General features: G+C 52.6%; 15 protein-coding genes and 1 pseudogene. All 16 read left to right on the forward strand.

Features of this window, described 5'->3' with window-relative positions; all coding sequences use genetic code 11:
• Positions 1–243 precede the first annotated feature (243 nt).
• The 16 genes and pseudogenes from PKO02S_RS12800 to PKO02S_RS12875 all read left to right on the forward strand — a co-directional run bounded on the left by PKO02S_RS12800 (position 244) and on the right by PKO02S_RS12875 (position 25541).
• Complete coding sequence (locus PKO02S_RS12800) at positions 244–1800, forward strand: extracellular solute-binding protein (protein ID WP_164821423.1); 1557 nt, start codon at positions 244–246, stop codon at positions 1798–1800.
• Between the two features lie 228 nt (positions 1801–2028).
• Entirely contained in the window at positions 2029–2871 is an 843-nt protein-coding gene (locus PKO02S_RS12805) for an ABC transporter permease (protein WP_246066961.1), read from the forward strand.
• Positions 2865–3740, forward strand: a complete 876-nt coding sequence (locus tag PKO02S_RS12810) for a carbohydrate ABC transporter permease (RefSeq protein ID WP_127583335.1) — start codon at positions 2865–2867, stop codon at positions 3738–3740. Before PKO02S_RS12805 ends, PKO02S_RS12810 begins: the two co-directional genes overlap by 7 nt.
• A gap of 43 nt (positions 3741–3783) precedes the next feature.
• Complete coding sequence (locus PKO02S_RS12815) at positions 3784–5211, forward strand: hypothetical protein (protein ID WP_127583337.1); 1428 nt, start codon at positions 3784–3786, stop codon at positions 5209–5211.
• Positions 5212–5222: 11 nt separating this feature from the next.
• Positions 5223–8750, forward strand: coding sequence for a DUF4838 domain-containing protein (locus tag PKO02S_RS12820; RefSeq protein ID WP_127583341.1), 3528 nt, complete (start codon positions 5223–5225; stop codon positions 8748–8750).
• A 184-nt stretch (positions 8751–8934) separates the two neighbouring features.
• Positions 8935–10959 carry a helix-turn-helix transcriptional regulator gene (locus PKO02S_RS12825; protein ID WP_127583343.1) on the forward strand — a complete coding sequence of 675 codons (2025 nt, stop codon included), beginning with the start codon at positions 8935–8937 and terminating at the stop codon, positions 10957–10959.
• Between the two features lie 129 nt (positions 10960–11088).
• The gene (locus PKO02S_RS12830; protein ID WP_127583345.1) at positions 11089–12225 is read left to right on the forward strand and encodes a C45 family autoproteolytic acyltransferase/hydrolase; all 1137 of its coding nucleotides are present in this window, start codon (positions 11089–11091) and stop codon (positions 12223–12225) included.
• Positions 12209–13177: an NAD(P)-dependent oxidoreductase gene (locus PKO02S_RS12835; protein WP_127583347.1), complete on the forward strand. Its 969-nt coding sequence runs from the start codon at positions 12209–12211 to the stop codon at positions 13175–13177. The genes PKO02S_RS12830 and PKO02S_RS12835 overlap by 17 nt, the downstream gene beginning before the upstream one ends.
• Complete coding sequence (locus tag PKO02S_RS12840) at positions 13174–13968, forward strand: bifunctional 4-hydroxy-2-oxoglutarate aldolase/2-dehydro-3-deoxy-phosphogluconate aldolase (RefSeq protein ID WP_127583349.1); 795 nt, start codon at positions 13174–13176, stop codon at positions 13966–13968. The genes PKO02S_RS12835 and PKO02S_RS12840 overlap by 4 nt, the downstream gene beginning before the upstream one ends.
• Before the next feature lie 19 nt (positions 13969–13987).
• A complete protein-coding gene (locus tag PKO02S_RS12845) occupies positions 13988–14776 on the forward strand; it encodes an alpha/beta hydrolase (protein ID WP_127583351.1) in 789 nt (262 codons plus the stop codon).
• A gap of 156 nt (positions 14777–14932) precedes the next feature.
• Entirely contained in the window at positions 14933–15583 is a 651-nt protein-coding gene (locus tag PKO02S_RS12850; protein WP_127583353.1) for an SGNH/GDSL hydrolase family protein, read from the forward strand.
• 31 nt (positions 15584–15614) lie between these two features.
• Positions 15615–16103, forward strand: a complete 489-nt coding sequence (locus PKO02S_RS12855) for a hypothetical protein (protein ID WP_127583355.1) — start codon at positions 15615–15617, stop codon at positions 16101–16103.
• A gap of 14 nt (positions 16104–16117) precedes the next feature.
• Positions 16118–16228, forward strand: a pseudogene (locus tag PKO02S_RS33230) (VOC family protein); the annotation flags it as partial.
• A gap of 676 nt (positions 16229–16904) precedes the next feature.
• On the forward strand, positions 16905–22973 hold the full coding sequence (locus tag PKO02S_RS12865; protein ID WP_127583357.1) for a carboxypeptidase regulatory-like domain-containing protein: 6069 nt from the start codon (positions 16905–16907) through the stop codon (positions 22971–22973).
• Between the two features lie 37 nt (positions 22974–23010).
• On the forward strand, positions 23011–24096 hold the full coding sequence (locus tag PKO02S_RS12870; protein ID WP_164821424.1) for a Gfo/Idh/MocA family protein: 1086 nt from the start codon (positions 23011–23013) through the stop codon (positions 24094–24096).
• Positions 24093–25541: a glycoside hydrolase family 88 protein gene (locus PKO02S_RS12875; protein WP_127583361.1), complete on the forward strand. Its 1449-nt coding sequence runs from the start codon at positions 24093–24095 to the stop codon at positions 25539–25541. The genes PKO02S_RS12870 and PKO02S_RS12875 overlap by 4 nt, the downstream gene beginning before the upstream one ends.
• Positions 25542–25582: the final 41 nt, after the last annotated feature.

Below are 25582 nucleotides of genomic sequence, written 5' to 3' on the forward strand. Positions count from 1 at the left end.
TCCCCACGTACCAACTGAACACTTACGCCAGAGGACCGTCAGCCAGGACGGTTTTCATAAAATTGTAAGGTGCAGCGGGCACGACCCGCAAATTACAATAAATACGAGGATATTGCGATTGAATTAAAGCGTTTGCTGCACCATGATGAGATTGTACTCGGAGCTTCGTAGACAATGACGCTATCCGGAGGCGTGGTGAGAACGAACAGCGAGGCGATTAAATTGTATACAGGGGGAAAGGCCATGAACCATTGGAGAAAAGGGTTGACGCTGGCGCTTGCCTTGGCGGTTACAGCGACGACTGCGGCATGCGGTGCAAAAACCGGGACGGACGTTCAACCTAGCGGGACGGCGGCAAGTGATCCGGTTAAACCGGTTGTCCCGGTTAAACAAGTGCAGTTGAAGAACGGAACTACGTATAGTCGGAATGATTCGGCTCAAGAAAAAAGAATGCATGATTTGATTCAGGAGAAGACCGGTGTCGATATGGATGTGCAGTTCAGCGCGGCCGGTCAGTTCGATAACAAAATGAATCTGATGCTGTCTTCCGGTGACCAATTGGACGTCATTCCGTTCGTATCACCCGAAAAAGCAATTGATTTGTACAAAAACGACGCGATCGTCAGCCTGGATGAGCTTATAGAAAAGTATGGCGCCAACTTGAAGAAGAACATTGACCCGCAAGCCTGGCCGCGCGCTACCTTCCAAGGCAAGATCATCGGAATTCCGAACGAGACGGCCATCACAACGCCGACAACGCTTATGATCCGCACCGACTGGTTGAAAGCTTTGAACCTGCCGATGCCGGTTACAATCGCAGAATTTGAGAACGTGCTGGAGGCTTTCAAAAACAAGGATCCGGACAAAAACGGTGTCAACGATACGTACGCGCTATCGATTCGCGGGGATTTCTCCAGTCTGGAGAAAGCCTTGGCCCCGTTCTTCCTGCCGCAAGGGATGAATCCGACGTTGGATGAAAAGACCGGTCTCCTGATGCCGCCTGAGCTGTTGTCCGGGTATAAGGATATGATGACCAAGCTGGTAGAGTGGAATAAGCTGGGTTACATTTGGCCGGATGTGCTGCTCTCCAACTCAGCCAAACAGATTGAGCTGATGACGCAGAATAAAGTAGGCGTCTTGGCAGGCACGTTCAGCGGAACGCTGGACTCCGAGGAAATATTGGTGAAGACGGTGCCTGAGGTGATGTATGAACCTCTTCTCTTGAAAGGCAACGGAATTAACAAGATCCCCAAAATTCCCGTAACCTTAAGTCTTACCGTCGTTACCAAACGAAATAAAAATCCGGAAGCCGCGGTTAAATTTCTGGATTACCTGGCCACACCGGAAGGATATACGGCAGCCTTATACGGTCTGGAAGGGGAGAACTATACTAAAACCTCGGACGGGTATTTCGAATTTCTCGGAGAAGATAAGGTTGACCATAAGAAGGCGCCTTATTACGGCAAATTCTACACCATTACGATCAACTTCAAGAATTTGCTGCAATGGCCGCTCAAAACGTTCTCGAATAGGAGAATGGCGGAGAACAAAGCGAAGATGGAGAAATTGCCTTCATTCGACCCGATTGACATCAACGTTGTATATGACAAAACCAAATGGAAGTCGTATACGAAGCAGAACGATATGGCCACTTACCTGCTGCAAGAGAAGAATAAGGTGTTCAGCGGCGAGGTGCCGGTATCGGATTGGGATAAAGTGATGGCCAAATGGAAGCAAATAGGCGGAGAGCAGTCGATTGAAGATCAAACCGCCGATTACAAAGCAGCTAAAGCCAAATAACAACAGCAAGATGTCCTGGGCAGCTGAGCGAAAGGTTAACTCCTCGCTGCCCCGGGGCAACTAGCCCAGATCAGATCTATTCAGATTGGAGTGAAGGCTTTGCCCAGCTCAGACACCGCCATACCCAAGCGAAAGCCAGGGGCTGCTTCCGCACGCCATGGTGTTCTATATAATGTAAAAAAATACAAATTTTTATATGCGTTGATTTTCCCAGGCATGCTTTATTTTTTGATTTTTCATTACATTCCGATGTACGGGGTTGTCATTGCGTTTCAGAACTTCAAACCTTTCTCAGGCATTATGGGCATGCTGGTCAATCCGGAATGGGTAGGGCTACAGCACTTCTCCGATTTTTTTCATTCTTACTATTTTGGCACCCTGCTGCAGAACACCGTCTTGATCAGCCTGTATAAAAAACTGTTCATCTTCCCATCCGCCATTATTCTGGCGCTGCTCTTGAACGAAGTGAGGCATGAGAGGTTCAAGCGGACGGTCCAGACGATCTCTTATTTGCCGCATTTTCTTTCCTGGGTTATCATATCCGGTCTTGTCATTATGCTGCTCTCCCCTACATCCGGCTTGGTTAATTTGCTGCTTATTAAGCTGGGCTTCTCCTCCGTTAACTTTTTGGGAGATACAAGCTACTTTCGCAGCGTCCTGGTTGTGAGCGATTGGTGGACCAGTATCGGCTGGAGCAGCATCATCTATTTGGCCGCGTTGGCAGGCATTGATCCGGCTCAGTATGAAAGCGCCAAAATGGACGGGGCCAATCGGTTTCAACAGATGCTTCACATCAGCTTGCCCGGCATCTCCAATGTAATTGCCATTCTATTCATCATGTCGATGGGACAGATCCTGAATATCGGCTTCGAACAGGTTCTCCTACTATATTCGCCTCTAGTTTATAGCGTAGGAGACATTATTGACACCTATGTATATCGCGAGGGTTTGTTAAGCAGTCGATATTCGTATGCAGCCGCTATCGGCATGTTCAAGAATGTAATTGGCCTGGGCTTCCTGCTGATCACTAACTATGCGGTCAGGCGAATGGGGAAGGAAGGGTTATGGTGAGGTTCAAAACGTTCGATGTGATCAACTACAGCTTCCTTATTGTATTGTCCGCTTCCATTATCATTCCTTTCCTGTATTTGATTTCACGCTCGCTCATGTCGCATGAGGATATTTTACTGCATGGCTATACGCTGTTTCCCAAGCACGTGGTGTTCAGCTCCTACAAATATTTGTTATTCGAAAGCACCTTCCTCTACAGAGGCTTTGCGAACACCTTTTTTATTACCATCGTCGGTACCTTCTGCTGCTTGCTGTTCACGAGCAGTCTCGCTTATGGACTATCCAAGAAATATTTGCCTTATCGCAATATCTTTACGCTGCTGCTGATCATTACGATGTTTTTTGGCGGCGGACTCATCCCGAGTTATTTGCTGGTCACTTCACTGGGATTGAAAAATTCGTTGTGGGCGATTATAGTTCCCGCCTTGATCAGCCCTTGGTACATGTTTCTGATGCGCAATTTTTTCATGGAGATTCCCGGTGAGGTGGAGGAGTCGGCACGTATGGACGGAGCCAATGACTTCATGATATTATTCCGGATCATTCTGCCCATGTCTATGCCGGCCCTGGCTACAATCGGACTGTTCTATGCGGTTGAATTCTGGAATACCTGGTTCTCCTCTTCGATTTATTTGAATTCTACGGATAAATGGCCGGTCCAGCTCATTCTCAAGCAGATGCTGACCATGCTCGAATTGAACGATTTGGATGCCAATGCCAGCCAAAGTGCGGATTCCATCTCCTCGCTGTCCAAGGATGGAGTGAAGGCGGCGGCCATTATTATTACTTCTTTGCCGATCATTTGTGTGTACCCGTTCATACAGAAGTATTTTGTCAAAGGCCTGATGGTTGGGTCGGTCAAAGGATAACCAAGAACGGCAAGCCACAAACCATACTGGAGGATTGCAGCCCATGACAATGATAGGGAAAGGCCGTGTGGAGCCGGCCCAATTAACACCGAATGTACCTCAATTCCTGTTCGATGATGAATGGATCGCCGAATTCAGGAGGGTGAGCCGGAGCTGGATACCGGCCAGTGTGTTCCCGAATCCGGTGCTTCACGCTGACAAGCCTTGGGAAGGAACGATTCTGAATTTGTTCGGCACCGTCTTCGAGCATCCCGTGGATGGGCTGCGGATGTACTACAGCAACCTGATTAATGCGACGCAGGATGTACTGCTCGCAACCAGCAAGGATGGCATTCGTTGGGAGAAGCCGGACCTGGGACAGGTTAGCTGGAACGACAGCAAGCATAACAACATTGTGCTCACGCCCCGGCTCAAAATGGATTCACCGAGTTTGGTCTACGACCCGGATGACCAGGAGTACCCTTACAAGATGACCACCTTCGAACAGGGGAGAAACGGTCTCGGATGGGGAGAAAATGAGCAGTTCGGCATCCATACGTACCACAGCAAGGACGGATTGCGCTGGGACAAACGCTCGACAGGTCCTGTTCTCCGAGCGGGGGATCGCACCATCGTGCAAGCGCTCAAGCAGGACGGCAAGTATGTGGCCTATACGCGCCATCTCGATATGACCAAAAATTACGGCAAGCGTTGTATATTCCGGAGCGAAAGCACGGACTTCCAGGAATGGTCGGAGCCGGAGCTGGTCTTGACACCGGATCTTATGGACCCCGCTGACGCTGAATTCTACGGATTAACCGTATTCGAGCGCCATGGCTGGCAGCTGGGGATGCTGGAGTATTGGCATGGCGATCAAGATTGCCTGGAAATTCATCTGGTCTTCAGCCGCGACGGCAAGCGGTGGTCCAGAGCCAATCCGCGGGCGGCCTTCATCGCGCCCAAGTACGAGTGGAATCGGAAATGGAATACGTGCGCTTCTAATGGCCCTGTCCTTATAGGCTCGAGAATGGTGTTCTACGTGGGGGCTCGTTACGCTGCTCATAATCGCCCCTTGGTGGATACCTTCGGCACAATTGGCTACGCGACCTTGCCGATTGATCAATTTTGCGCGATTGAGGCTAAGTCAGAAGGACAGTTCACGACGATTCCAATGGAATGGCCGGGGGGTGAATTAATACTGAATGCGGATACGAGAGAATCCTATCATTCCAGTCCGGGCAAGCAGAACGGAGAAATCCGCATCGATGTGCTGGACGAGCAAGGGGAGCCTGTTGAAGGCTGGAGCGGAGAACACTGCGGTGTCTTTTGCGGCAATACACATGGAGCCAAGGTTATTGCTTCCGGGCTTGTGGGATGGGGAGAAGGTCGACTCTTGGATCAGTGGAAGGGAAAAGGGATTCGATTGCGTTTCAGAATGCGGCATGCCCGATTGTTTACCTTCGAAGCTGGAGCAGCCAAACAAGTTGAATAGGGGGAATTGCTTTGAGAGCTTGGTTGAGAAAGCTGTCCGTACTTGTAATCGTTATGGTTTCATTGGCAAGTGTTCAGCCTGAGCTACTAGCTATGAGAGCTTGGAATGGTACGGGGGAAGGCTTGTCATCCTACACTAGCGAGGAAGAAAGCGGCATTCCCATTGTCGTCGATCATGAACCTGCAGCAACGATTTTCCTGTCCGTTTATGCTAACAGGCAAGTCGTGAAGGCAGCCCAGAGAGTAACGGAATACGTATATAAATCCACGGGTGCCACCTTGCCCATAGTAGTCATGAACGGTGTTGACGAAGAAGCCGAGGGGGGCGTGCATCTCTATATCGGTACGACAGGTCCGCGAAGCGATGTGGGTATGGAGCTGGATGTACAAGAAATGGACGATGATGGATTTATCATTCGTGCAGGCAATGACAGTGTGACCGTTCTGGGGCCTTCCGTATCGGGTACGGATTACGGCGTCAATGAGTTTCTGGAGCGATTCGTCGGCGTGCGATGGCTTATGCCGGGCCCTGACGGCGAGGATGTTCCGCAGCTGTCGGATATCTCTGTACCGTTAGGGGATGTGGCGGATCAGCCCGTCTTCCGCAACCGGGTCTTATCGCCGATCTCGCCGGAATATAGCGGAGGAGGAGAGAACGATTCCATCCTGCTCGAGTGGGGGAAGCACAATCGGTTGTATATGCGGGTCAAACAGCAGCATAACATGTGGAACCTGTTCCCTCCCTCCAAATATGGACCGAGCGGAACCGATCCGCATCCTGAGTTTTATCCTGTGCGAAACGGTCAGCCCTACATTCCGGCTTCGGGAATTAGAACAGGGTGGCAGCCTTGCTTCACGAATGCTACAGCAGCAGAGGCCATTCTGACGATCAAAGATTACTTCCGGCAGCATCCCGAGGAGACCTCCTATTCCCTAAGCGTTAATGACGGAGGAGGATTCTGCTCAAGCGATACATCTGCTCTGTCGGACACTTATTACGGATGGGTCAATCAGGTAGCACAGGCCGTGCTGCTCGACTATCCGGATAAGTGGTTCGGGCTCAGCGCCTATGCCGAAGTAGTCAACCCTCCCTCGTTTCCATTAAACGCCAGAGTTGTGCCTTATGTCACGAAGGATCGTCTGGCATGGCTGGACCCGAACGTCGAGGCGCAAGGCAAGGCGCTGATGGAGGATTGGAGCGAGGTATCGGTGAACGTGGGCGCCTACGATTATATATATGGGAATCCCTATGTGCTGCCTCGCTATTATCCGCATCTGATGGCTGAGCATTATGCCTATGACGAACAGCTCGGTGTGAAAAATCAGTATGCCGAGCTGTATCCAAACTGGGGCGAAGGGCCGAAGGCCTGGCTCTCTGCCAAGCTGCAGTGGAATCCGTCGTTGGATGTGGACGATCTGCTGGATGAATGGTACGAGCGTGCCGTCGGAGAGGATGCAGCCCCGTATCTGAAGGCTTATTATGACCATTGGGAGGAGTTCTGGACGGAGCGGGTGCAGACCTCGACCTGGTTCCAGCCCAATTATTTGATCATGCGTTATGACAATGCCAGCTATCTCGATATCGTAACCGATGAGGAGATTGCGTGGAGCAGGACGCAGCTAGAGACCGCGCATGCCCTGGCCGAGACGGCTCAGCAGAAGGCGCGGGCGATCCTTCTCTTGAAGGCATTCGAATATTATGAGGTATCCTCGCTCAGTTATCCGAAGCATCATGATGCCCCGGGGGACGAGACAGCGGCAATGGACTTGCTGGAGGACAGCTCCCAAGGCTTCGGAGAGAGGCTGCGCCTGGCTCAGAAGAGATTGGAGATGCTTGACGACTATGCGGCCGATCCCGTGTTGAAGCATGTGTGGAATCCCAAAGGACCTAACGCTCAATCAACCTTGCTGTGGTCGGGCTGGAACTATAGCGATTTCTGGAACCTGGTCGGTTATATGCGGGATGAAGAGCCGACAGGGGGGCCGGTAAGAGATCGAACGGCCGAGTTGGCGCATGCTGCAGTTCCATCTGCCCAGAGGGACTTTGCTCAACTGCTGCTGTATGGCTTGTCCAATGGAAACCTGGTCCAGAATGGCTCATTCGAGCAAGCGGGCCCTTCTCCTACAGATGCCGATGATTGGACTTTATGGCAGAGCTATACCGGGACTCGGCGTATTGAACGGGTGACGGGAATCGCGGATGACGGAAGCGCCAGCTTGCTTATTGCGGGTACTGGCTGGGGCGGACCTCAGCAGATTGTTCCGGTAGAGCAAGGACTTGCGAATTTCAAGCTCCGTTATTATACGCCAAGCGGGACCGAGAAGGGAACGCTTCAACTGGGCTTTAACCTGCTCGACGAGGATCAAGTCAGAATAGGAGATGTGAGAGGCGCTCAGCATGTGCTGCAGGAGACAGCCGGCAGTTGGACGGAAGCGGAGTTGAATACCGAGGTTCCGCTTACGAGCAAGAATAAGGCCGTCAAGTTCCTGCAGCTCCTAACGATCGTAGATACGGGGTCGGTAACTGCAGCCGTATATGTCGATCAAGCCCAAATCTATAATGTGAATACCTCCTCCACGATTAGGAACGCCGATCTGGAGAAGAGAGACATCGGGAACGCCGACGCCTGGAGCCTCCTGCCTAACTCCACAGGAACCATAGGCATCCAGCGGGTGGAGAATAAGGCGCTAACGGGCAGCGCCAGCCTGCGTATTAATGGAGCAGGCTACGGAGGGCCGGTTCAGACTGTGCCCATAGCGGCCGGTGCAACTACAATGAAGGTGAGTTATTTTGTCCCTGCAGGGACGACCTCCGGCAACGTGCAACTGGGGATGAATTTGCTGGACGCAAATGGAGTGGAGCTGGCATCGAAAAGATCCGCACTCCAACTGTTAGCTTCGACCGCAGGCACGTGGTATGAATTCGTATGGGAGCCTTATCCCGGCGGGAGCATTCCCGCTACAATAGGCGGCAAGGCTGTGAAGAAAGCGCAAATTCTGATCCAAGCGGGATTGTCCTCGGTTCCCATCTATATCGATGATGTGGTTCTGTTGAATGGAGGAGCGACTTCGATTGCGCTGAACGGCTCCTTCGAGAATCCTCCTGCCAGCGCGCCTAACTGGACTATTCGCCCGGGATCTGCAAGCACGATCACGCTTCAACGCTCGGATACCGTGGCCTATACGGGCACCTCTAGCCTTAGGATCGGAGGGACAGGTTATGGGGGACCGGGGCAGATCATTTCGGTGCTCCCAGGTACGGTAATGATGAGTGTATATTATTATGCGCCACCCTCAGCTACAGGCAATATTCAGCTTCGCTATGAGATGCTGGATGAGGACGGCAATGCGCTGGGCACCGCCCAGTCCCCTATTAATCCGTTAGCTTCTACGGCGGGGCAATGGTCGGAATTCGTGTGGAACTCGGTGCTGCCGGCCACGAAGAGCGGTAAGCCGGTGAAGCAGGTGCTTCTGTATGTGAACGCAGGCTTGTCGGCGAATCCGGTGTATGTGGATGATTTTCGATTTTACACAAGGTAGCCATTAAGGAAAGGACTTCGGCGGGGAAGGCGGCCGGAGTCCTTTATTTATTCATGCGATCGGAGGATTCTATCACAAGTTCTAGTATTTTGTTATTGCCGGGAGCGGGGGCAAGCTCGATAATGTAGAACATACAGGGTTGCTTATAGGCGGAACTCTTTTTGAAGCTGCACAAGGAGGGCACATGGAAGCGAAGCATAGAGGCTTTATATACCGGATTATGGTCATCCTTTTATCGGTTTCCCTCATTCCCTTTCTTATTGGCAGCGCATACAGTATGAATGTTCTGGTCAAACAAGCCGTTGACTTGGTGAATGCCAAGAATGACAACGAGTTGAAGCGGACAGTGGCGCTGCTCGACGCTGCTCTTCGACAAATCCGGGATATTGTCATGTCCTCCATAGTGGAGGAACGATTCCTGCAAGCCCAGTCGATTACTGAGCGGCTGCTGCTGCTTGACCGGTTGAACAAGATCGCGGCGTCGAATAAATATATCGATGAGGTCGTATGGTATAGCGCCGATGATCCGTTTGTGCTCGTCTCCAATCATGGCATTGAACGGAGTCTGGAGCTTCCTGCCTACAGCTGGATCGGTCCGGCCGTTCAAGGGATGTTCAATTATCAAATTAAAGCGACCCAGGTCCGCGAGCTTAAACTTGTAGCAGGTCAGCGGCTAGTGTTCTCCTGGATGGCCAAGCTGCCACAGCAGGATGGCCGACAGTACTATGTCATTTTTCACATTAATATTGAGCGTCTCTATAACGATTATATCCGGGAGTTGAATAAGGATCAGGACATGGGTCAATTGTACTTGGTAGATACTTCCACGGATGCAATTGTATTTCCACATTTGATTCGTGCAGAAGAGGATATGGTCCGAACCGAGTACAAGCTGGAGGTCGCAGGCTGGAAGCTTGTCAGCGAACTCAATCTCAACAATTTATACCGGGATGTGGCCAGTACGAAGAATCAGTTCATTGTGCTGCTCTCTATCGTCGGAATTGTCATCATCCTGGCGAGCGGGGGAATGGGCTTTCGTTTCTTGTACCGTCCGGTTAGAAATGTGTTGAGAAAGAATGACCGCCTGGAGGTTCAACTGCTGGAGAAGGAGGAATTGCTCAAACGAACGCTGTTGCACAACCTGATCAAGGACAGATTCGAGAGTCATGCGGACTTGGAGAGGCTTAGCGAATATGGGGGGTTCTTGATAATTGTTATTTATACAATCAAGATTGCGGAGACTGAATATGGGGAGGATGAACAGGGCTCCCTTATGCAGAGAGTGAATGCAAGGCTGGATCATCTGAATTTAGCGGAAACCTATCAAGAATCGGATAAGCAATGGTTCGCTTTGTTCAAGCTCGAACAGCCTGACCTGAATACTTTTATAGTAGAAATGCTGGCAAGTCTGAATGACACCCTTCTGGGCAAGCTTGATATTAGTATCGGCGGGATTCACAGGCTGGATAAAATCAACCATTCTTATACCGAAGCCTTGTACGCTTATAACATGGGTAGAATTTACACGACGGACACAAATATATTTTGCTATAACAAGCTTCCTATTGATTACCATCAGCAGATCGGGCTGCATACGATTGAAGAGCTGGAGCTTGCCATTCGCCAGCACAACGAAAAGACCTATGTGGATCTATTGAATGATATGTTCAGGGAAGATGTCAGCGTGATGGAATACAACTACAACATGTACATGCATATAACGGTCCTAATCCGACTGTATGATCAGAACAGTGTGACCTTTTTGAATGAGATGAATGAGCTGATTGTGGAACGGGGAACGATGAATACGGTTGTGCTGAAGCAATTTTTTTACTCCAAGTACAAGAGCTTCTTCAGTGAGTATCAGAAGGATTTCAAACAGTATTTGCGTAAAATCGAACAGTTTATAAGCGAATCCTACCATACGAACTTCTCCCTGGATGACCTCGCTGATCATGTGGGCCTCTCTAAGCAATATGTCAGCGCTATATTCAAGCAGCATCATGGAATGACGGTCATTGATTATGTGAATCGGCATCGTATCGAGCAGGGCAAGCTTCTCTTAACCGATCCGGGAATCAAAATAGTAGACGTGAGCAGCAGAGTCGGATTCAACAGCAACAGCTATTTTAACAAAGTATTCAAGCAATACACAGGGCTGACGCCTTCGGAATACAGGGAATTGGCACTGAATCGCCAAGAAGCATAAGGGAATGGGGCTCAAGGGCTCCATTCCTATTTATTTGCAAGCCATGCGAGTATGTTGCAATTGAATTCAGGGGAGTCCGCCGACATAATGAAACCGTAAATGCATGGCAAGTAGGAGAGGGAGATTCGAATGCGTTTTCCGGAAGTTACTTTGCAGGGCAACAGCTATGAGATAGGGGAGCAGATCGGCCGTTTCTTCAAAGCGCAGATCCGAGAGAGCTTGCAGCACTGGATGAATCCCGAGAAGGTTGAGCAAATTTCTATTCTGGCGCAACAATATAGGTCGATCATTCACTCTATGGACCCATCCTATATGAAGGAGATTGAAGGAATACAGGCCGGGGCTGGTCTAGCCGAATGGGAAGCGCTCTATCTGCATAGCAGATGGGAAATCAACGAGGTATTGGAGGATGGCGACAAGGTTGAGGCTTCTCCCAGCGACGCGGGTTGCAAGAACGAAGGCTGCAGTACGTTTGCGTTCAGCAGAGAAATGACGTCAGATGCAAATGTGTATTGCGGGACGAATCATGATGTCAGCGTATGGTCCAGAAAACAGGTTTCTATTATACGTATGCTGCCGTCTGATGGACCGCGTTTGTTCATGCTCGCTTACCCGGGATCCATAGCACTCGACGGAATGAATGAGCATGGGCTAAGCCTTTGCGGGAATTCCTTGTACGGGATTAACAACCAGGCTGGGAAGGCTAGCATTCCCCATGGCCTATTTAAGCGTATGCTGCTCAGACAGCAACATGTAAAGGCTTGTATTGAGCTGGCCAGGCGGCTTGTTAGCCAGGGTGAGATAGGTTTCTCCGGAAATTTCACGGTTTGTGATGCAAGCGGGGATATGGCCTGTCTGGAGCTGATAAATGGCTGTTTGGATGTAATACTTCCACAATCGGATAAAAGCTGTGTTGTTCATACCAATCATCTGCAATCACAGAAAACGGAAATGCTTGCCCAGCAAGGAGATCTTTCAAAGTCCTCGAATACGGTGGAGCGCTTGGAGCAAATGAATCGATTAGTTGGGAGCAGCGGCCAGGAGATCGATCTGGGTTGGATACAGACTCTGCTGACGGATCATGAGCATTATCCGAGGAGCATTTGCAGTCATGTAAGCGAGAATTATCATACGGCTTACTCCCTCATCATGCTGCCGAAGAGTAGAGAAGCGTGGATAACAGCAGGGAATCCTTGCGAGAACCGTTACTACAAGGCTGCTACGGGTCTGCAAGATCGGGAGGCTAAGGATGAAGCCTGCGTTTAAGGTGCTTAACATGGCGGATGCCCCTTTTCTCCAAGAGGAATTTAAGCTCCTGCACGGGTTTGCGGAGGTGACCCATATGGCTGCCGATCAGCAGAGGCTGGCCGCGTGCATTTCAGAATATGACGCTTACTTCTGCTCGCTCCATACTCAGATTGACCTTAGAGTGCTTGAGGCTGCAACGAGACTGCGGGTAATTGTGACCCCGTCCACCGGCCTTGATCATATCGATATGGATTATGCCGGGGCAAAAGGAATAGAGGTCCTATCTCTGCGCGGGGATACGGAGTTTCTGAAGGGAATTACCGCGACGGCGGAGCTGGCTTGGGGTCTGCTGCTTGCCGTTGTACGGCGTATTCCTTGGAGCTTCGAAGCCGTTCAACAAGGAGATTGGGCAAGAGACCGGTTCCGCGGGAGACAACTAAGGGGGAAAACATTAGGCGTTCTGGGATATGGTCGACTAGGCTCGATCGTGGCGGAGTATGGGAAAGCTTTTGGAATGAACGTCATCGCATGCGAGCAGCAGGATGTCGATCTGGCGGGAATCAGGAAGGTAACATTCCATACTTTGCTGCAGGAGTCGGATGTGCTGTCGATTCACATTCATTTGTCGCCTGAGAATAAGCAGCTCCTCAATCGGGAGGCATTCTCGCGAATGAGGGATGGCGTAGTGTTAATTAACACCTCGCGCGGAGCCATAATTGATGAGCAAGCCTTGCTGGGGGCCTTGACCTCCGGGAAGGTGGCTGGAGCGGGGTTAGACGTCATTGAGGGTGAATGGCGGGAGGATCTGCACAAGCATCCCTTGATCGAATATGCACGAGAACATGCTAATTTACTTATTTCTCCCCATATCGGGGGCGTTACTTGGGAGTCGCAGCTGCTGGCATACCGTCATTCCATTCACAAGCTGTATGCCTATTTACTGAAACGGTCAGAGGAGGAACTACTTTGAATCAGAATTTGAAACATAAGTATGTAGAGATTCACAAACAAGGCTGGATGCCAATCTTCGTGAACGATCGTTTGGATGCCGTTGAGTTAGCCGGAATTTGCGTGGCGGCTGGCTTCAAGGCCGTTGAAATTACATGCCGAAGATCCCGAGTAATAGAGGAGATCAAAAGCGTTAAGATGAACTATCCGGAGCTGCTCGTGCTTGTTGGAAGTGTTGTGGATGACGGCGTGCTGCTTCCATTCCTGAAGTCGCGACAGAAGGATTTCCCTTCGATAGAGCAATTGGCAGCTGCAGGTGCAGATGGGTTTGTCGCCTTGCTCCCCTTCTCAGAGGCTACGCTTAGGAAATACTCAAGGGACTATCTGCTCATCCCTGGGGTGGAGACTTATAGTGAAGCCGTAACGGCTTTGAACGCAGGAGCACACTTCGTGAAGTTCTGCTACAAAAGTCCGGAGCGCATCGCCCAACTGAACAGTGCCCCAGTCCACGGTCTGTTCCCAATTTTCTATACGGGTGGAGTCTCGATCGAAAGTATTGGGGCGTATGTTCAAGCTGGAGCGGCACTGCTCGGCGGGGGCTGGGATCTGATGCTTAAGGGAATCTATGAGCAATTGCAGAACGAGAGTGACATCGTGGTTATGCAACAGCGTCTGCAGAGCTTCAAGCAGGAGCTGGATCGGGCACGCTTCGAACATGGGGCGCATAGTGAAAGGCTGCTTTCGTCTGATACGGATGAATATTTGGCAGCATTGACCCAGTATCATCCATTTTATAAAGAATCTGTAGTTTAGAGCAGGAGAGAGGTCTTGTATGCAAATCATTACACGTTATTACGATGAGGAGATCCTAATAAGAAGAGCGGTAGATATCGCTAGTCCCTTGATCGTTACTCGTCGCACGGCGTTGTTTTACATTCACGGGGGCGGATGGAGATCTGGAAGCCGCGATAGCTTCCATCAGCATTTGCAATATTTTTCGCGCAAGGGTTATTTGTGTGCCTCGGCAGGTTATCGCCTGGCGCCAGCCGTCCACCTGCAAGAACAGATGGAGGATGTGGCTACAGGGTATGATCGGTTCCTTGCGTACATTGCGGAGAGGGGCCTGGACATAGACCGCATAATCGTTCTGGGCAGCTCGGCAGGAGCGCATTTGGCTTCACTGCTTGCCGTGACAGATCCCCGGCTTTTCAAGCCTGACCTTGTGCTGAGTCAGGGGTGGCAGAGACCGGCAGCATGCGTGTCTATTAATGGACCAGCGACTTTGGAAAAGTGGGATAACATGCAGATAGATATTAAGCGTGATATGGAGGATTTACTCGGCGTTTCGTATGAGAATGAGAGTCCGCTTTTTCGTATAGCTTCGCCTATCGTACATGTGGATGCGATGTCAGCAGATTTTCTGTTTATTATTGTGGGTAAGGAACAATTTTTCCCCCATGCGTTTATATACGAGATGAACGAACTTCTCCTGCATAATGGGAAATATTCCGAGGTGGTTTTGCTGCATGAAGCGGAGCATGGATTTTTTTATGGAGTGAGCAGTGCGCACCAGCTGGAGGGGCTTTCACGGTTAGAGCCATTTATTGAGAGGTATGGATAACAGAACAGCCACAATCCAAGCGAGGCGGAAATTCACGGACGTCAAAAATTTAAGCGGAATAAATACTACAAGCAGAATGGATTTCTGAAAGGGAAAAACACATTTCATGAGGAATTCTAATGATGGACTGTATAGGATGAAGGAGGACCTCATAACATGCTCTTGCAAAATAGTGAAAAACTCGTCATGATCGGAGATTCGATCACAGACTGCGAACGAAAGCGGCCGTACGGCGAAGGACTTTTCGGAGGTATCGGCAAAGGCTACGTGTCGCTGGTCGACGCGCTGATTCAAAGCACGTACCCGGAGAGAGGCATTAGGATTGTCAATATGGGGACTAGTGGGGACACGGTTCGCGATTTGGAGGAGCGCTGGGCTTCCGATGTTGAGGCGTTAAAGCCGGACTGGCTCTCGATCATGATCGGGATCAACGATGTGTGGCGTCAATTCGACCAACCTACCATTCAGGAATCGCACGTATATCCGGAGGAGTATGAAGCAACGCTGCGGGAACTGGTATTACGGACCAAGCCGCAGGTCAAGGGCATCGTATTGATGACACCGTTCTACATTGAGCCAAACAAGGACGATGCCATGCGGAGGCGGATGGACGAATACGGGGCGATCGTGAAGCGCGTAGCGGAGGAAACCGGCTCCATGCTAGTGGACACGCAAGCTGCTTTCGAGCCTGTGCTGCGCGATATTTATCCGGCTACACTGGCCTGGGATCGCGTACACCCGTCTGCGGTTGGACATATGGTGCTGGCCAAGGCATTTCTGAAAGCCGTGGGGTACACATACGGGTAAGTATTAAGGCCGCTGATTAAGAGGTGCACAAGTGAAGTATTTTATTTCAGATGATCATTGGGATATGGATGGATACTGGAATCAGTTGAAGTCTCTAAATACAAGATTTTCTAAAGAAACTTTCAATTTCATTAGTAACCACTCGTTTCATGATGCTAATGTACTTGAGTTAAGGATAAGCAATACTTCCTTATTGAGACGTACTCTAGATCCTACAAGTGTAGAAGCGTTAGTACAAGATATAGACGGATATGAATATTTAGTTCAATGGAGCGGTGTCAACCACATTGATATTTCTTTTAGTGGCAAGAAAAAGGTCTACCGATCAGATAAGGATGACGATTATTCTTTGAAAGAAGAGGATAGAAGAGGCCTTGAAGAGTGGGCATACGATGAAATAACGCCGGTTGATAGCACATATTTACAACATGAAATTACATTACATTCAGGTGCATGCATAAAGATTATTTTTAGAAGGATGAATATAAAGCGTATTCGAAGATGGTGTGACAGAAGCTGACACCGCGTCATCCAGGCGGCCGAGTGAACGAGCCTCTACAAGCCAGTTTCTTCAGCCCCGCTTATGGGAATGTAACGGATAAATTCGGAATTACGTTCCGGATTCTTACAAAGGAACGGCAGTGAACGTAGGGTGTAGCGCGCAAGCATCGACAGAGAATCGTTAGATCCTAGTCTGAGTACCAAATTTCGCGAGTGGAGTACCATATTTCGCTAGTTGGTGTCTTGCTGGCTCATCTGGATACTAAATGAAACAAAACGCGAACCCAGCTTCCGATTTTGTTTACTTGGGTACTCAGATCACCGCTTTGCTCCCTATTCAAGGAAATTTGGTACTCAGACTGGATACTTAGATATCCGGCGAATCCGTTGGGTCGTTTATTTCTTTTTGCCAGGGCCCAAGTAGACCAATTTTACCCTACATCGCTCGCCCCTGTCCGCTATTCGCCATTTTGATTGCGGCTCATGCAGTTGTTGCATGAATCCGATTCTTTATTGCCTTACGTCTAATTGCTTTGCGGGCTGCATGAGCTGTATATTCTGATTAAGTTAAATCTGTAACCATAGAGCAAACCCCAACAACCGCCCGCCAAGGCGGTTTTATCTTTTTCTCCATTCCTTATCCAATCTTGCAGCTCGAACGATCGGGAGTATTGATAATTGAGACAAAAGCGGCGCCTATGAGACATTGACTAGGATAGGCCATTCGCAGCTCGCAGAGGAAGGGGGCGCTTGGAGCCAACAGTGGCTGGACCAGCCCGTGAAGACGGGTACCCATACTTCGTCGAAAGAGGTGGAGCTCATGTATCAAAAGATTTGCCGTCCGATCAACGGTCTGGTGTTGTTCGTTTTGCTGATTAGTACGATCCCCCTATTCCCCCCGAGCGCAGCCAACGCGTCGGAGACGTCCGAGCCGATCGGCTACATGGCTGACAAATGGGCCGTGGCGCCGGAATGGACGACGGCCCCGGTGATCGACGGGGCGCTCGACGAGCCGCTGTGGGCGAATGCCGCCGTGCTCGATGACTTCCGAACCGCGTATGCGTTAGAGCCATTAGATCACGCCGTCAACTATAAGATCGCCTATAGCAGCGAATATCTCTATATCGGCGGCAGGATGGCGCAGGCGGAAGCGGATTCGCTCGCTCGGATCGAGGTTATCCTCACGCCGACGAATATGCCGGGCGCCCATCATGTCGTGCCGTTCAGGATCGATCCGGCCGATACGTCCATCGGGAATACGTATTGGTACCGGACGTACGATGATAATTTTATCAATGACAATAGGCAGACGGTGACATCCGCGGTTTACCAGACACAAGTGGCGGACGGGTATCTGTACCTGGAGGCTGCCATCCCGATAGCTTCGATCGTAGGCGAAGGGGTGGACGCCGGCGACGAGTGGGGGATCAATATTGTTCAGATCGAGAAGCTGAACGAGGCGGCGCTGAATTCGTGGGTCCCGATCCGTACCTCCGAGCGATGGGATCGAGGCAACGGCAGTGAGGTGCGATACCATGCAGGTGTCATAGACGAAAGTCGGCTGGGCAGCCTGTTCTTCGGGCAGCTTCCGCTCCAGCACCTCCCAACGGGCAGCGGAGCAACTACGCTAGCACCGTGGGACACTCTGAATGCGAATCTCTACTATAAGAGCTATTCGGAGATGGAGCTGACGTTTGACAAGGAGAGCTGGGACGCCGACACGGCCGAGTATCGCTTGCAATGGAAATCGCCCGGAGGCGATTGGCAGGAGCTGGCCCCATCTTCGACGGATGAGGACGTCTCTACATTTACGATTACGTTCGAGCATCCCCCTACGAAGGAATCCGGAATGTATCAGCTTCGTTTGACGGCTGTTCCGGTAAGCGCTTCAACGGGATTGCTAGCGCATCTCCTCTTCGATCGAGAAAGCTTCATCAAAGCCGGACTGTCCACTCTCGAACCGGCGGAGAGCTCGGAGGAGCCTGTGACTGTCGTTTGGTCCGAGCCTTCCACGCTCGTCGAAGAGACCATGGAGCTCATTCCGGAGCAGCCGGGCTTTCGCTATGTCGGATTGCCGGAGATGCCCGATCTATACCCCGATATGCTGTACGAGCTGTCCGAAGACGGGCATAGCCTGATCGCAACGCGGACGAGCACGGTGTACCCGAACGTTCAATTTCTCGAGGACCAGGCCATTGAAGTTGGAAATGCGTTAGGGGATCCGGTCTCGATTCCTTACTACGAAGACAACGAGGGCAAGCAATACCCGATCACGGCCCATCTGTGGTATTTGCAGAAACTGAGGGCAATCGGTCAAACGGCGGAGATAGCCAAAACGGATCCGCTCGGAGCGGCCCGACTGCTCTATCAATTTTCACAAGTTTACAAGGGCTACAACCCGACTATCGATCAAGCCTGGTATTACAACTCCATCGAACGCCAGAACGGGCCGCCGTACTCCTATTGGGGAGGCATGTGGTACCGCTGGTACGGCTCCGATCTTCAGACGCTCACACCTCTGATTCGGGCTTATTCCGATGTGAAAAAAACGAATGCTTTTGACCTGCTGAGCGTCGAGCTGGGGGTGGATGTCGAGCAAAAGCTGCTGGACGAAATGTTCCGGCCTTCGGTGGATTACGTGCTGTCGTACCCTACGCGCCTCGGCAATCTATCCTATACGAATTGGAAAGGCATGATCGAGTACGGTAAAGCGATGCAGGAGCCGGACTATATTCATCGGGTCGTGGAGCTGATGAACATATTCGTCTCGAACCTGTTCTTGTCGGACGGCTTCTGGCAAGAGATCTCGCTTTCCTATCACAACGCTCTCGTTGACGGGATTGTGGATGCAGCGAATTTACTGCGCGGCTGGACGGACCCGGTCGGCTACATTTCTCCTCGCACGGGGACCCGGTTGGTCGATCTGGACATGGAACGCGACTTTCCGATCATAGGGAAAGCGGCGCAGATGCAGAACATCCTCGCCTACCCGGACGGCAAATATTACCCGGTCAATGATACGCTCGCGGATCGAGTGGCACCGGATTGGACCGATGTAGGCTCGCTGCTGCTTCCGGTTGCAGGGGTCGGACGGCTGGCCGGCGGAGAAGGTTCGGAGCAGACGCAAGTGTATATGAATTTTACGCCGAATTACAAGTCCCACTATCACTACGATCCCTTAAGTCTTAGTCTCTATGCCGAAGGCCAAGAGCTCCTGCCCGATCTGGGCTATACGTTCAATACGATTTACCGTTGGTTCTCTAGGTCGACGATGGGGCACAACACGGTTGTGGTAAACAGCCATGACGCTGCGGCGGCGACGGAGGAAGCGATCGACGGCGGAACGATGGAGTCGTTCGTAGCCGAGGACGGCAGCTTCAAGGCGATGCGTGCGTCCTTTGAGGGAGCCTACACGGAAACGGACGAATATAGCCGCGAGCCGTGGTTCATTCCTTTTGCCGACGGCGACGGCCAACAAGGGTATGTGCTGGATCTGTTCCGCGTTTCCGGGGGCAACCGCCATGAATATACGCTGCAGGGGGATGCGAATCGCGACGCCTTCTTCTCCACCGATCTGACGCTTACCGACTACGGTCCTTATTTGTTGCCGCCTGGAACGGATGTCGTGGCACCGACGAGCAATAGCGACAGCGGCAGTGCGGAGGGTCATTACCCCGGATACATCTATGTGAATGACGTCCAGCAGGCGGAGCTCGACGGCGATCGGTTCGAGCTGACGCTCAACACCTCGGAGCAAGGAAATGAACGCTCCAAGATGCGGATAACCGGACTGCTGGAGGAAGGCTCGAATGAGCTTTATCTGGGTCGCTCCCCTTCGCTGCGGACGGGGCGGCTGTATGGCCGGGATTACGACAACAACGACGAAGCCGCCAAGTATACGATGCCCAAAATGGTGCTGCGTCGGGACGGAACCGATTTGCAAAGCAAATTCGTTACCGTCATGGAGCCATATGCGGGCGAAGCTCAGCCTCGGATTGAAGTGGCGGAGCGGCTGCAGCCGGATGGAGCGCCTGACGGCGCAATCGCAGTCAAGGTGGTCTACGGCGACCAAACCGATATCCTGATCAGCAATCCGGATCATCCGGAGCAGCCGGTCGTAGTGGAGGGCATCACCATGTACGGCCAGATGGGCTTGATCCGTCTCGTGAACGGGGCGGTGAGCGAGATGTCGCTCGCAGCCGGCACCTCTCTGAGCAACGGAGTGGAGTCCATAACCGATGCTGGCCCTGTGCAAGGCGAAGTTTCCGGAACCCTGCGGGAGGCGGACGGGGACGATTACAACGCGATCGTAACGGAGACGCCGGTCGGCTCGGAAGCGATTGGGCAATATGTCGTCGTCCGGCATCCGGATCAGTCTACCCGAGGCTTCAAGATCGGCAATGTCCTCGAGGAAAACGGCGAAACCATCTTGGTCTTGGCGGACGAGGATCCCGGATTCATGATTCGCGGCGACGGGACGTCGGCCCAAACGACGCATCCTTCCAAACAATGGACAGGGACGAATACGTTCACCATCGCGAATGTGGTGCGAAGCGATGATTATGACCCATCGCCTGTATCCGGCACCGGGACGTTGACGGGGATTGTGTATGACCCTGACGGGAATCCGCTGCAGGGCGCGGACCTGAATTTGGCAGGTTACACTTCGATCACCGCTCACTCTGCAAGCGACGGAAGCTTTACTTTAGCCAACGTACCGGCAGGTACGCATTGGGTAACCGCGGCTAAAGCAGGGTACGTTCGAACGGTATCGACGGCTAGCGTGACTATAACCGGCGGGCAAACCTTGCCTGTAACGGTTGCCTTCAAGCGATATTTGCCGCCGGTCTTAACCGACACCCCGCCAATCGGCGTAGTCGTCGGAGAAGATGTGCACGCGACCAGCAATGCGGACGGCTATATCTACATCGTGCCGATCGGGACCTTGAACACGATGGCGGCGATCAAGGCGGCTGCAATTACCGTAGGCGAGGTGGTCCATGGCACCCGATCCGCTGTAACGGCGGGCACTCCCGGTACGATCGACACGACCGGCATGCTTCCCGGGAAGTACGTGCTGTATGCCGTCGATGAGAGCGACCAAGTGTCCCGGAGCAAAATCGTTTATCTCGCTCATGGCTACAAACCGATCATCGATGATACCGACGTTGCCCTTCATGTATCCGACGGTTGGTCGGACCGCAGCTCTACGCACTATTATGGCGGCACGACGAAGCTGTCGCAGCGGAAAGGGGCGACCATCGAAATTCCGTTCTACGGCACCCGTGCCAAATTGATCAGCTTGCTCGGTTCCTCGCGAGGCCAAGCGGACATTTACCTGGACGGCGTATATTCGGTCACGATCGACGCCTACAGCTCGAGCACGCAATACAATCAAGTCATCTACGATACGGGCACATTGACGGAAGGTGTGCATGTGGTTGGGGTCGTGGTCAAAGGCGAGAAACAGGGCTCCGCTACTAACGCCTATATTTCCATCGACGCCTTGCAGACACTCAACGAAGGGCCGACCTTATCAGCCGTCACAGCAGGTCCAATCCTGGCGGGGGCTGTGGTTACGGCAACAAGCTCCAAGACGGGACATTTATACTTGGTCCCATCGGATACGGCATACACTCGGACTGCAATCGAGGCTGCCGGCATCGAAGCGGACGGGCGCACCGTCGCCGTCACCGCGAACGTATATGGGACGCTCGACACGACCGGATTGCCGACGAATTTGTATAGCTTGTATGGGATTGATGATGGCGGGAAGCTGTCTGCAGCCGGTACTAATAGGGCCGTAATCGATCCGTTCACACTGCCGGTTGTAATAGACGATACGCAGGGGATCGTACAATGGAGCGGCGCGTGGTCGGCTTCGACGAATGCTTCGCATTATGGCGGCGGCGCGTGGTTGTCGAACCAAGTAGGCGCGTACGCGGACATTCCGTTCTTCGGAACAAGGGCGAAGGTGCTAAGCGGTGTAGGCACTTCGCGCGGCAAAGCCGACGTCTATGTGGACGGCCAGTACGTCACTAGAATCGATACGTACAGCCCGAGTACGAAGTACCAGCATGAAATCTACGATACCGGTACGTTGGCAGAAGGCCTTCATCTGATCCGAGTAGTCGTGACCGGCGAGAGAAACGTTTCCGCCTCTAACGCCTACATCTCGATCGATGCTTTGCAGACTCTGAACGTAGGACCGATCTTGTCCGCCGTCACCGAAGGGCCTGTTGCTCAAGGTTCCATCATCTCGGCGACTAGCTCCAAAACGGGGACGCTGTACCTCGTCCCCGCCGATACGCCTTATACCCGTTCCGCCATTATGGCGGCCGGTAGCGAGACGGACGGCCGATCTTTTGCCGTCACGGCCAATGTGTACGGCACGCTGGACACCACCGGCTTGCCCACGAATTTGTATAGCCTGTACGGAATCGACCAAGGCGGTCTCTTATCCGCTGTGGGGACTCGGATTGCGGTCATCGATCCGCTAGCACAGCCGGAAGTGATTGACGATACGCAGGCAATCGTACAAATTGGCGGAACATGGTCGCCCTCTACGAATGTCTCGCACTACGGCGGCGGGGCCAAGCTGTCGAATCAAGTTGGCGCCTACGTGGACATTCCGTTCTATGGGACAAGAGCGAAGGTGCTCAGCGGAGTCGGCACATCTCGCGGCAAAGCCGACGTCTATGTGGACGGCGTGCTCGTCACCAGGATCGATACGTACAGCTCGAGCACGAAGTATCAACACGAAATTTACGATACCGGCTCCTTATCGGAGGGCATGCACCACGTTCGATTGGTCGTGACCGGAGAACGAAATGCTTCTGCGACCAACGCGTATATTTCCTTCGATGCCTTGAGAGTTGTCGCTGAGTAACCAACACTACATGACCGTTGAGAGGGAGAGGCTCATGATGGCCAAGGAGAAAGTCAGAATCGGATACGTCGGTTGCGGGGTCATGGGGCGGGTGTATATGAAGGCTGCCCAAGCTATCCCTCCGGCGGTGAGTGAGGCCGTTACGGATCTGAACTTGGATTTGGCACGAGCGGCGGCGGATGAGTTCCGCATCGCCAAGGTGTACGCCACCGCGGAAGAGCTATTCCGCGATCCGGCTATCGATGCCGTCGTGCTGGCGCTGCCTACGGCGTTCCGAACGCCGCTGGCGCTGCAAGCGTTGCAGGCCGGCAAACATGTGCTGACCGAGAAGCCCGTAGCGATGCATGCGGATGAAGTGAAACAATTAATTCAGGCGAGGGGTTCGCTCAAGGTGGGCTGCTGCTCGGCCAGATTGCGATGCCAGGATTCGGCGGAAGCGGTAGCGAGCGTCGTTGCCTCCGGGCAATTAGGCGAGATCCGGGTGCTGCACAGCCGCTGGCAGACGGCGGTCAAGCCGAAACCCGATGTGCCTCCACCGTTGTGGCGGTTGTCCAAGTCCGTGAATGGGGGAGGCAACCTGGCGAATCTAGGCTCCTATGCCCTGGATTATATGCTGGGGATTGTGAACTGGAGGCTCCGGCCGGAGCACGTATTCGCTCGTACATGGAGCGTGCCCGACCTGTTCCAGGAGCATGTGGCTCCGGGAACCGATGCCGAGTCCTTAACGACAGCAATGATTACGTTCGAGGGCGGTCCCGTCCTGATGCTGGAGCAGGGGGAGTTTGCCGTCGGCAGACAAGAGACGGTTTGGCGAATAACCGGCACGCACGGTTCCTTGAGCTTCCGGATCCTGCCTTCGAAGCAAACGATCGTGCTGGACACGTATCGCGACGGTGCGCAGAGTGAGGAAGTCGTCTGGGAAGGCGAAGAGAACTTCGCTACGATGCAGCAGCGGCTGCTTGCGGACTTCGTGCAAGCGATCGTGCTGGATCAGGAGCCCAAGACGAACCTGGAGCAAGCCTATGTAGTGCGGAGGGTAATGGATGCCATCTATGAGTCTGCGACTCTGGGTCATTCCGTACCCTATGAAATGAATTCAATCGTTGGGGGTATAACACCATGACAATATCAGGTAAGCTACTAGAGAAATACAAAGCCGTATGCGAATTCGCACCGACGTTACCGATCCCGAGCGGACAAAGAGTTCCGTACGGCTGGGGGACGGCGGCGATCGACAGCTCGGACAGCAAGCGGGCTACTACCTTGAAGTGGTCGGGGCTTCCCGCGTCCGACTCCGACTGCAGCGTGTTTCTCCGCCTCTGCATAGCTTGCGATGTTCGCGAGGAAAAACGGATTGACGTGGCCTTGTCCGAGAGCGGGCGCGTTCTCGCCACATTCGATATCCGGTATGGCTATGTCACCCAGATCTATGAGGTTCCGCTGCCGGCTGAGGCTATCCCAGCCGTCGCTTCAGAGGGATTAAGCCTCTTAATGGTAGAGGGGAACCGACCGTTATGGATGTTCTATCAGCCAGATTCCGCTTCCGACTCGGCCGGTATTCCGGCTACGATGCAGCCTCATCTTCTGATCAGCGGCGGAGTCGACAGACTATCCGAATTTTACACGCAATTTCGCTCGGTTACTTCGATCCAGCCCTTCGGCTGGCTGGAGGGCTGTGTATTGGACGGCTTGTACCAATTGGAGCTGGCCGCGCCGAATCAGGGATGGAAGGACACCGCGCTGAATCATCTGCAGCTATATTTTCCGACAGGGGATACGCTCGTGATGGAGGATCATTTCGGCCAAGTATCGGACAATGTGTTCTACTTGGATGAATCCACGCTCCCTATTGCCGTTATCGCGGAAGTGTGGCCGGATCACCCGGTACTGGACCGAGCGATCGAGTACTGGCTTTCCACCGAGCATGCGCTGACGGCGGAGGGCTGCTATACGATGGCTTATCCCATAACCGTCTTGGCGTGGCAGAGGAAGGACGCCGAGCTTGGCCGGTGGGCTTTGCGGCTCCTGCGCGAGCGGATGGACGAATTGGCGGATGACAAGGGCCTCTGGCAATGCTACAGACCCGGCTCGAATGCGGACCGCTATCGAGATTGGGCTCGCGCCTATGCCTGGTACATGCTCGGGTTGACCCGCTCGCTGATGAACCTGCAGCAATTGGGGGCGTCTGAGGTGCCAGGGCTGGAGACATTGGAGCCGGAAATCCGCCGTGTAGCGGCTCATCTGATTGCGCTGCAAGGAGAAGACGGGCTCTGGGCCTGCTTTGTTGACGATCCGGCTACAGGAGCCGATACTTCCGGCTCGGCGGGTATTGCAGCGGCTCTGGCGCTTGGGGCGAGCCATGGCAAGCTCCCGGACGAGGCAAGACGATCTGCCGAGAAAGCGTTCGTCGGTCTTCAAGCTTACTTAACCCCGGACGGACTGTTGGCCGGCGTCGCGCAGAACAACCGCGGCGGCGAAGCTTTGCAGAAGAGCGGGTACCGGGTTATTTCGCAAATGGCCATGGGGCTGATGGGTCAGCTGGCTGGCGCGTTAGGTCGCACTCCGTAAAGCCTTATCTATTTCCAGACGATTTATCTATTCTTGTAGGG

This window comes from Paenibacillus koleovorans NBRC 103111, from assembly GCF_004000845.1.
Classification (GTDB): domain Bacteria; phylum Bacillota; class Bacilli; order Paenibacillales; family NBRC-103111; genus Paenibacillus_AA; species Paenibacillus_AA koleovorans.

What these genes read in the sequence shown, in the direction of transcription:
- PKO02S_RS12800 (WP_164821423.1), top strand. Translation starts at nt 244, where the DNA reads ATGAACCATTGGAGAAAAGGGTTGACGCTGGCGCTTGCCTTGGCGGTT.
- PKO02S_RS12810 (WP_127583335.1), top strand. Translation starts at nt 2,865, where the DNA reads ATGGTGAGGTTCAAAACGTTCGATGTGATCAACTACAGCTTCCTTATT.
- PKO02S_RS12815 (WP_127583337.1), top strand. Translation starts at nt 3,784, where the DNA reads ATGACAATGATAGGGAAAGGCCGTGTGGAGCCGGCCCAATTAACACCG.
- PKO02S_RS12825 (WP_127583343.1), top strand. Translation starts at nt 8,935, where the DNA reads ATGGAAGCGAAGCATAGAGGCTTTATATACCGGATTATGGTCATCCTT.
- PKO02S_RS12830 (WP_127583345.1), top strand. Translation starts at nt 11,089, where the DNA reads ATGCGTTTTCCGGAAGTTACTTTGCAGGGCAACAGCTATGAGATAGGG.
- PKO02S_RS12835 (WP_127583347.1), top strand. Translation starts at nt 12,209, where the DNA reads ATGAAGCCTGCGTTTAAGGTGCTTAACATGGCGGATGCCCCTTTTCTC.
- PKO02S_RS12845 (WP_127583351.1), top strand. Translation starts at nt 13,988, where the DNA reads ATGCAAATCATTACACGTTATTACGATGAGGAGATCCTAATAAGAAGA.
- PKO02S_RS12850 (WP_127583353.1), top strand. Translation starts at nt 14,933, where the DNA reads ATGCTCTTGCAAAATAGTGAAAAACTCGTCATGATCGGAGATTCGATC.
- PKO02S_RS12865 (WP_127583357.1), top strand. Translation starts at nt 16,905, where the DNA reads ATGTATCAAAAGATTTGCCGTCCGATCAACGGTCTGGTGTTGTTCGTT.
- PKO02S_RS12870 (WP_164821424.1), top strand. Translation starts at nt 23,011, where the DNA reads ATGGCCAAGGAGAAAGTCAGAATCGGATACGTCGGTTGCGGGGTCATG.
- PKO02S_RS12875 (WP_127583361.1), top strand. Translation starts at nt 24,093, where the DNA reads ATGACAATATCAGGTAAGCTACTAGAGAAATACAAAGCCGTATGCGAA.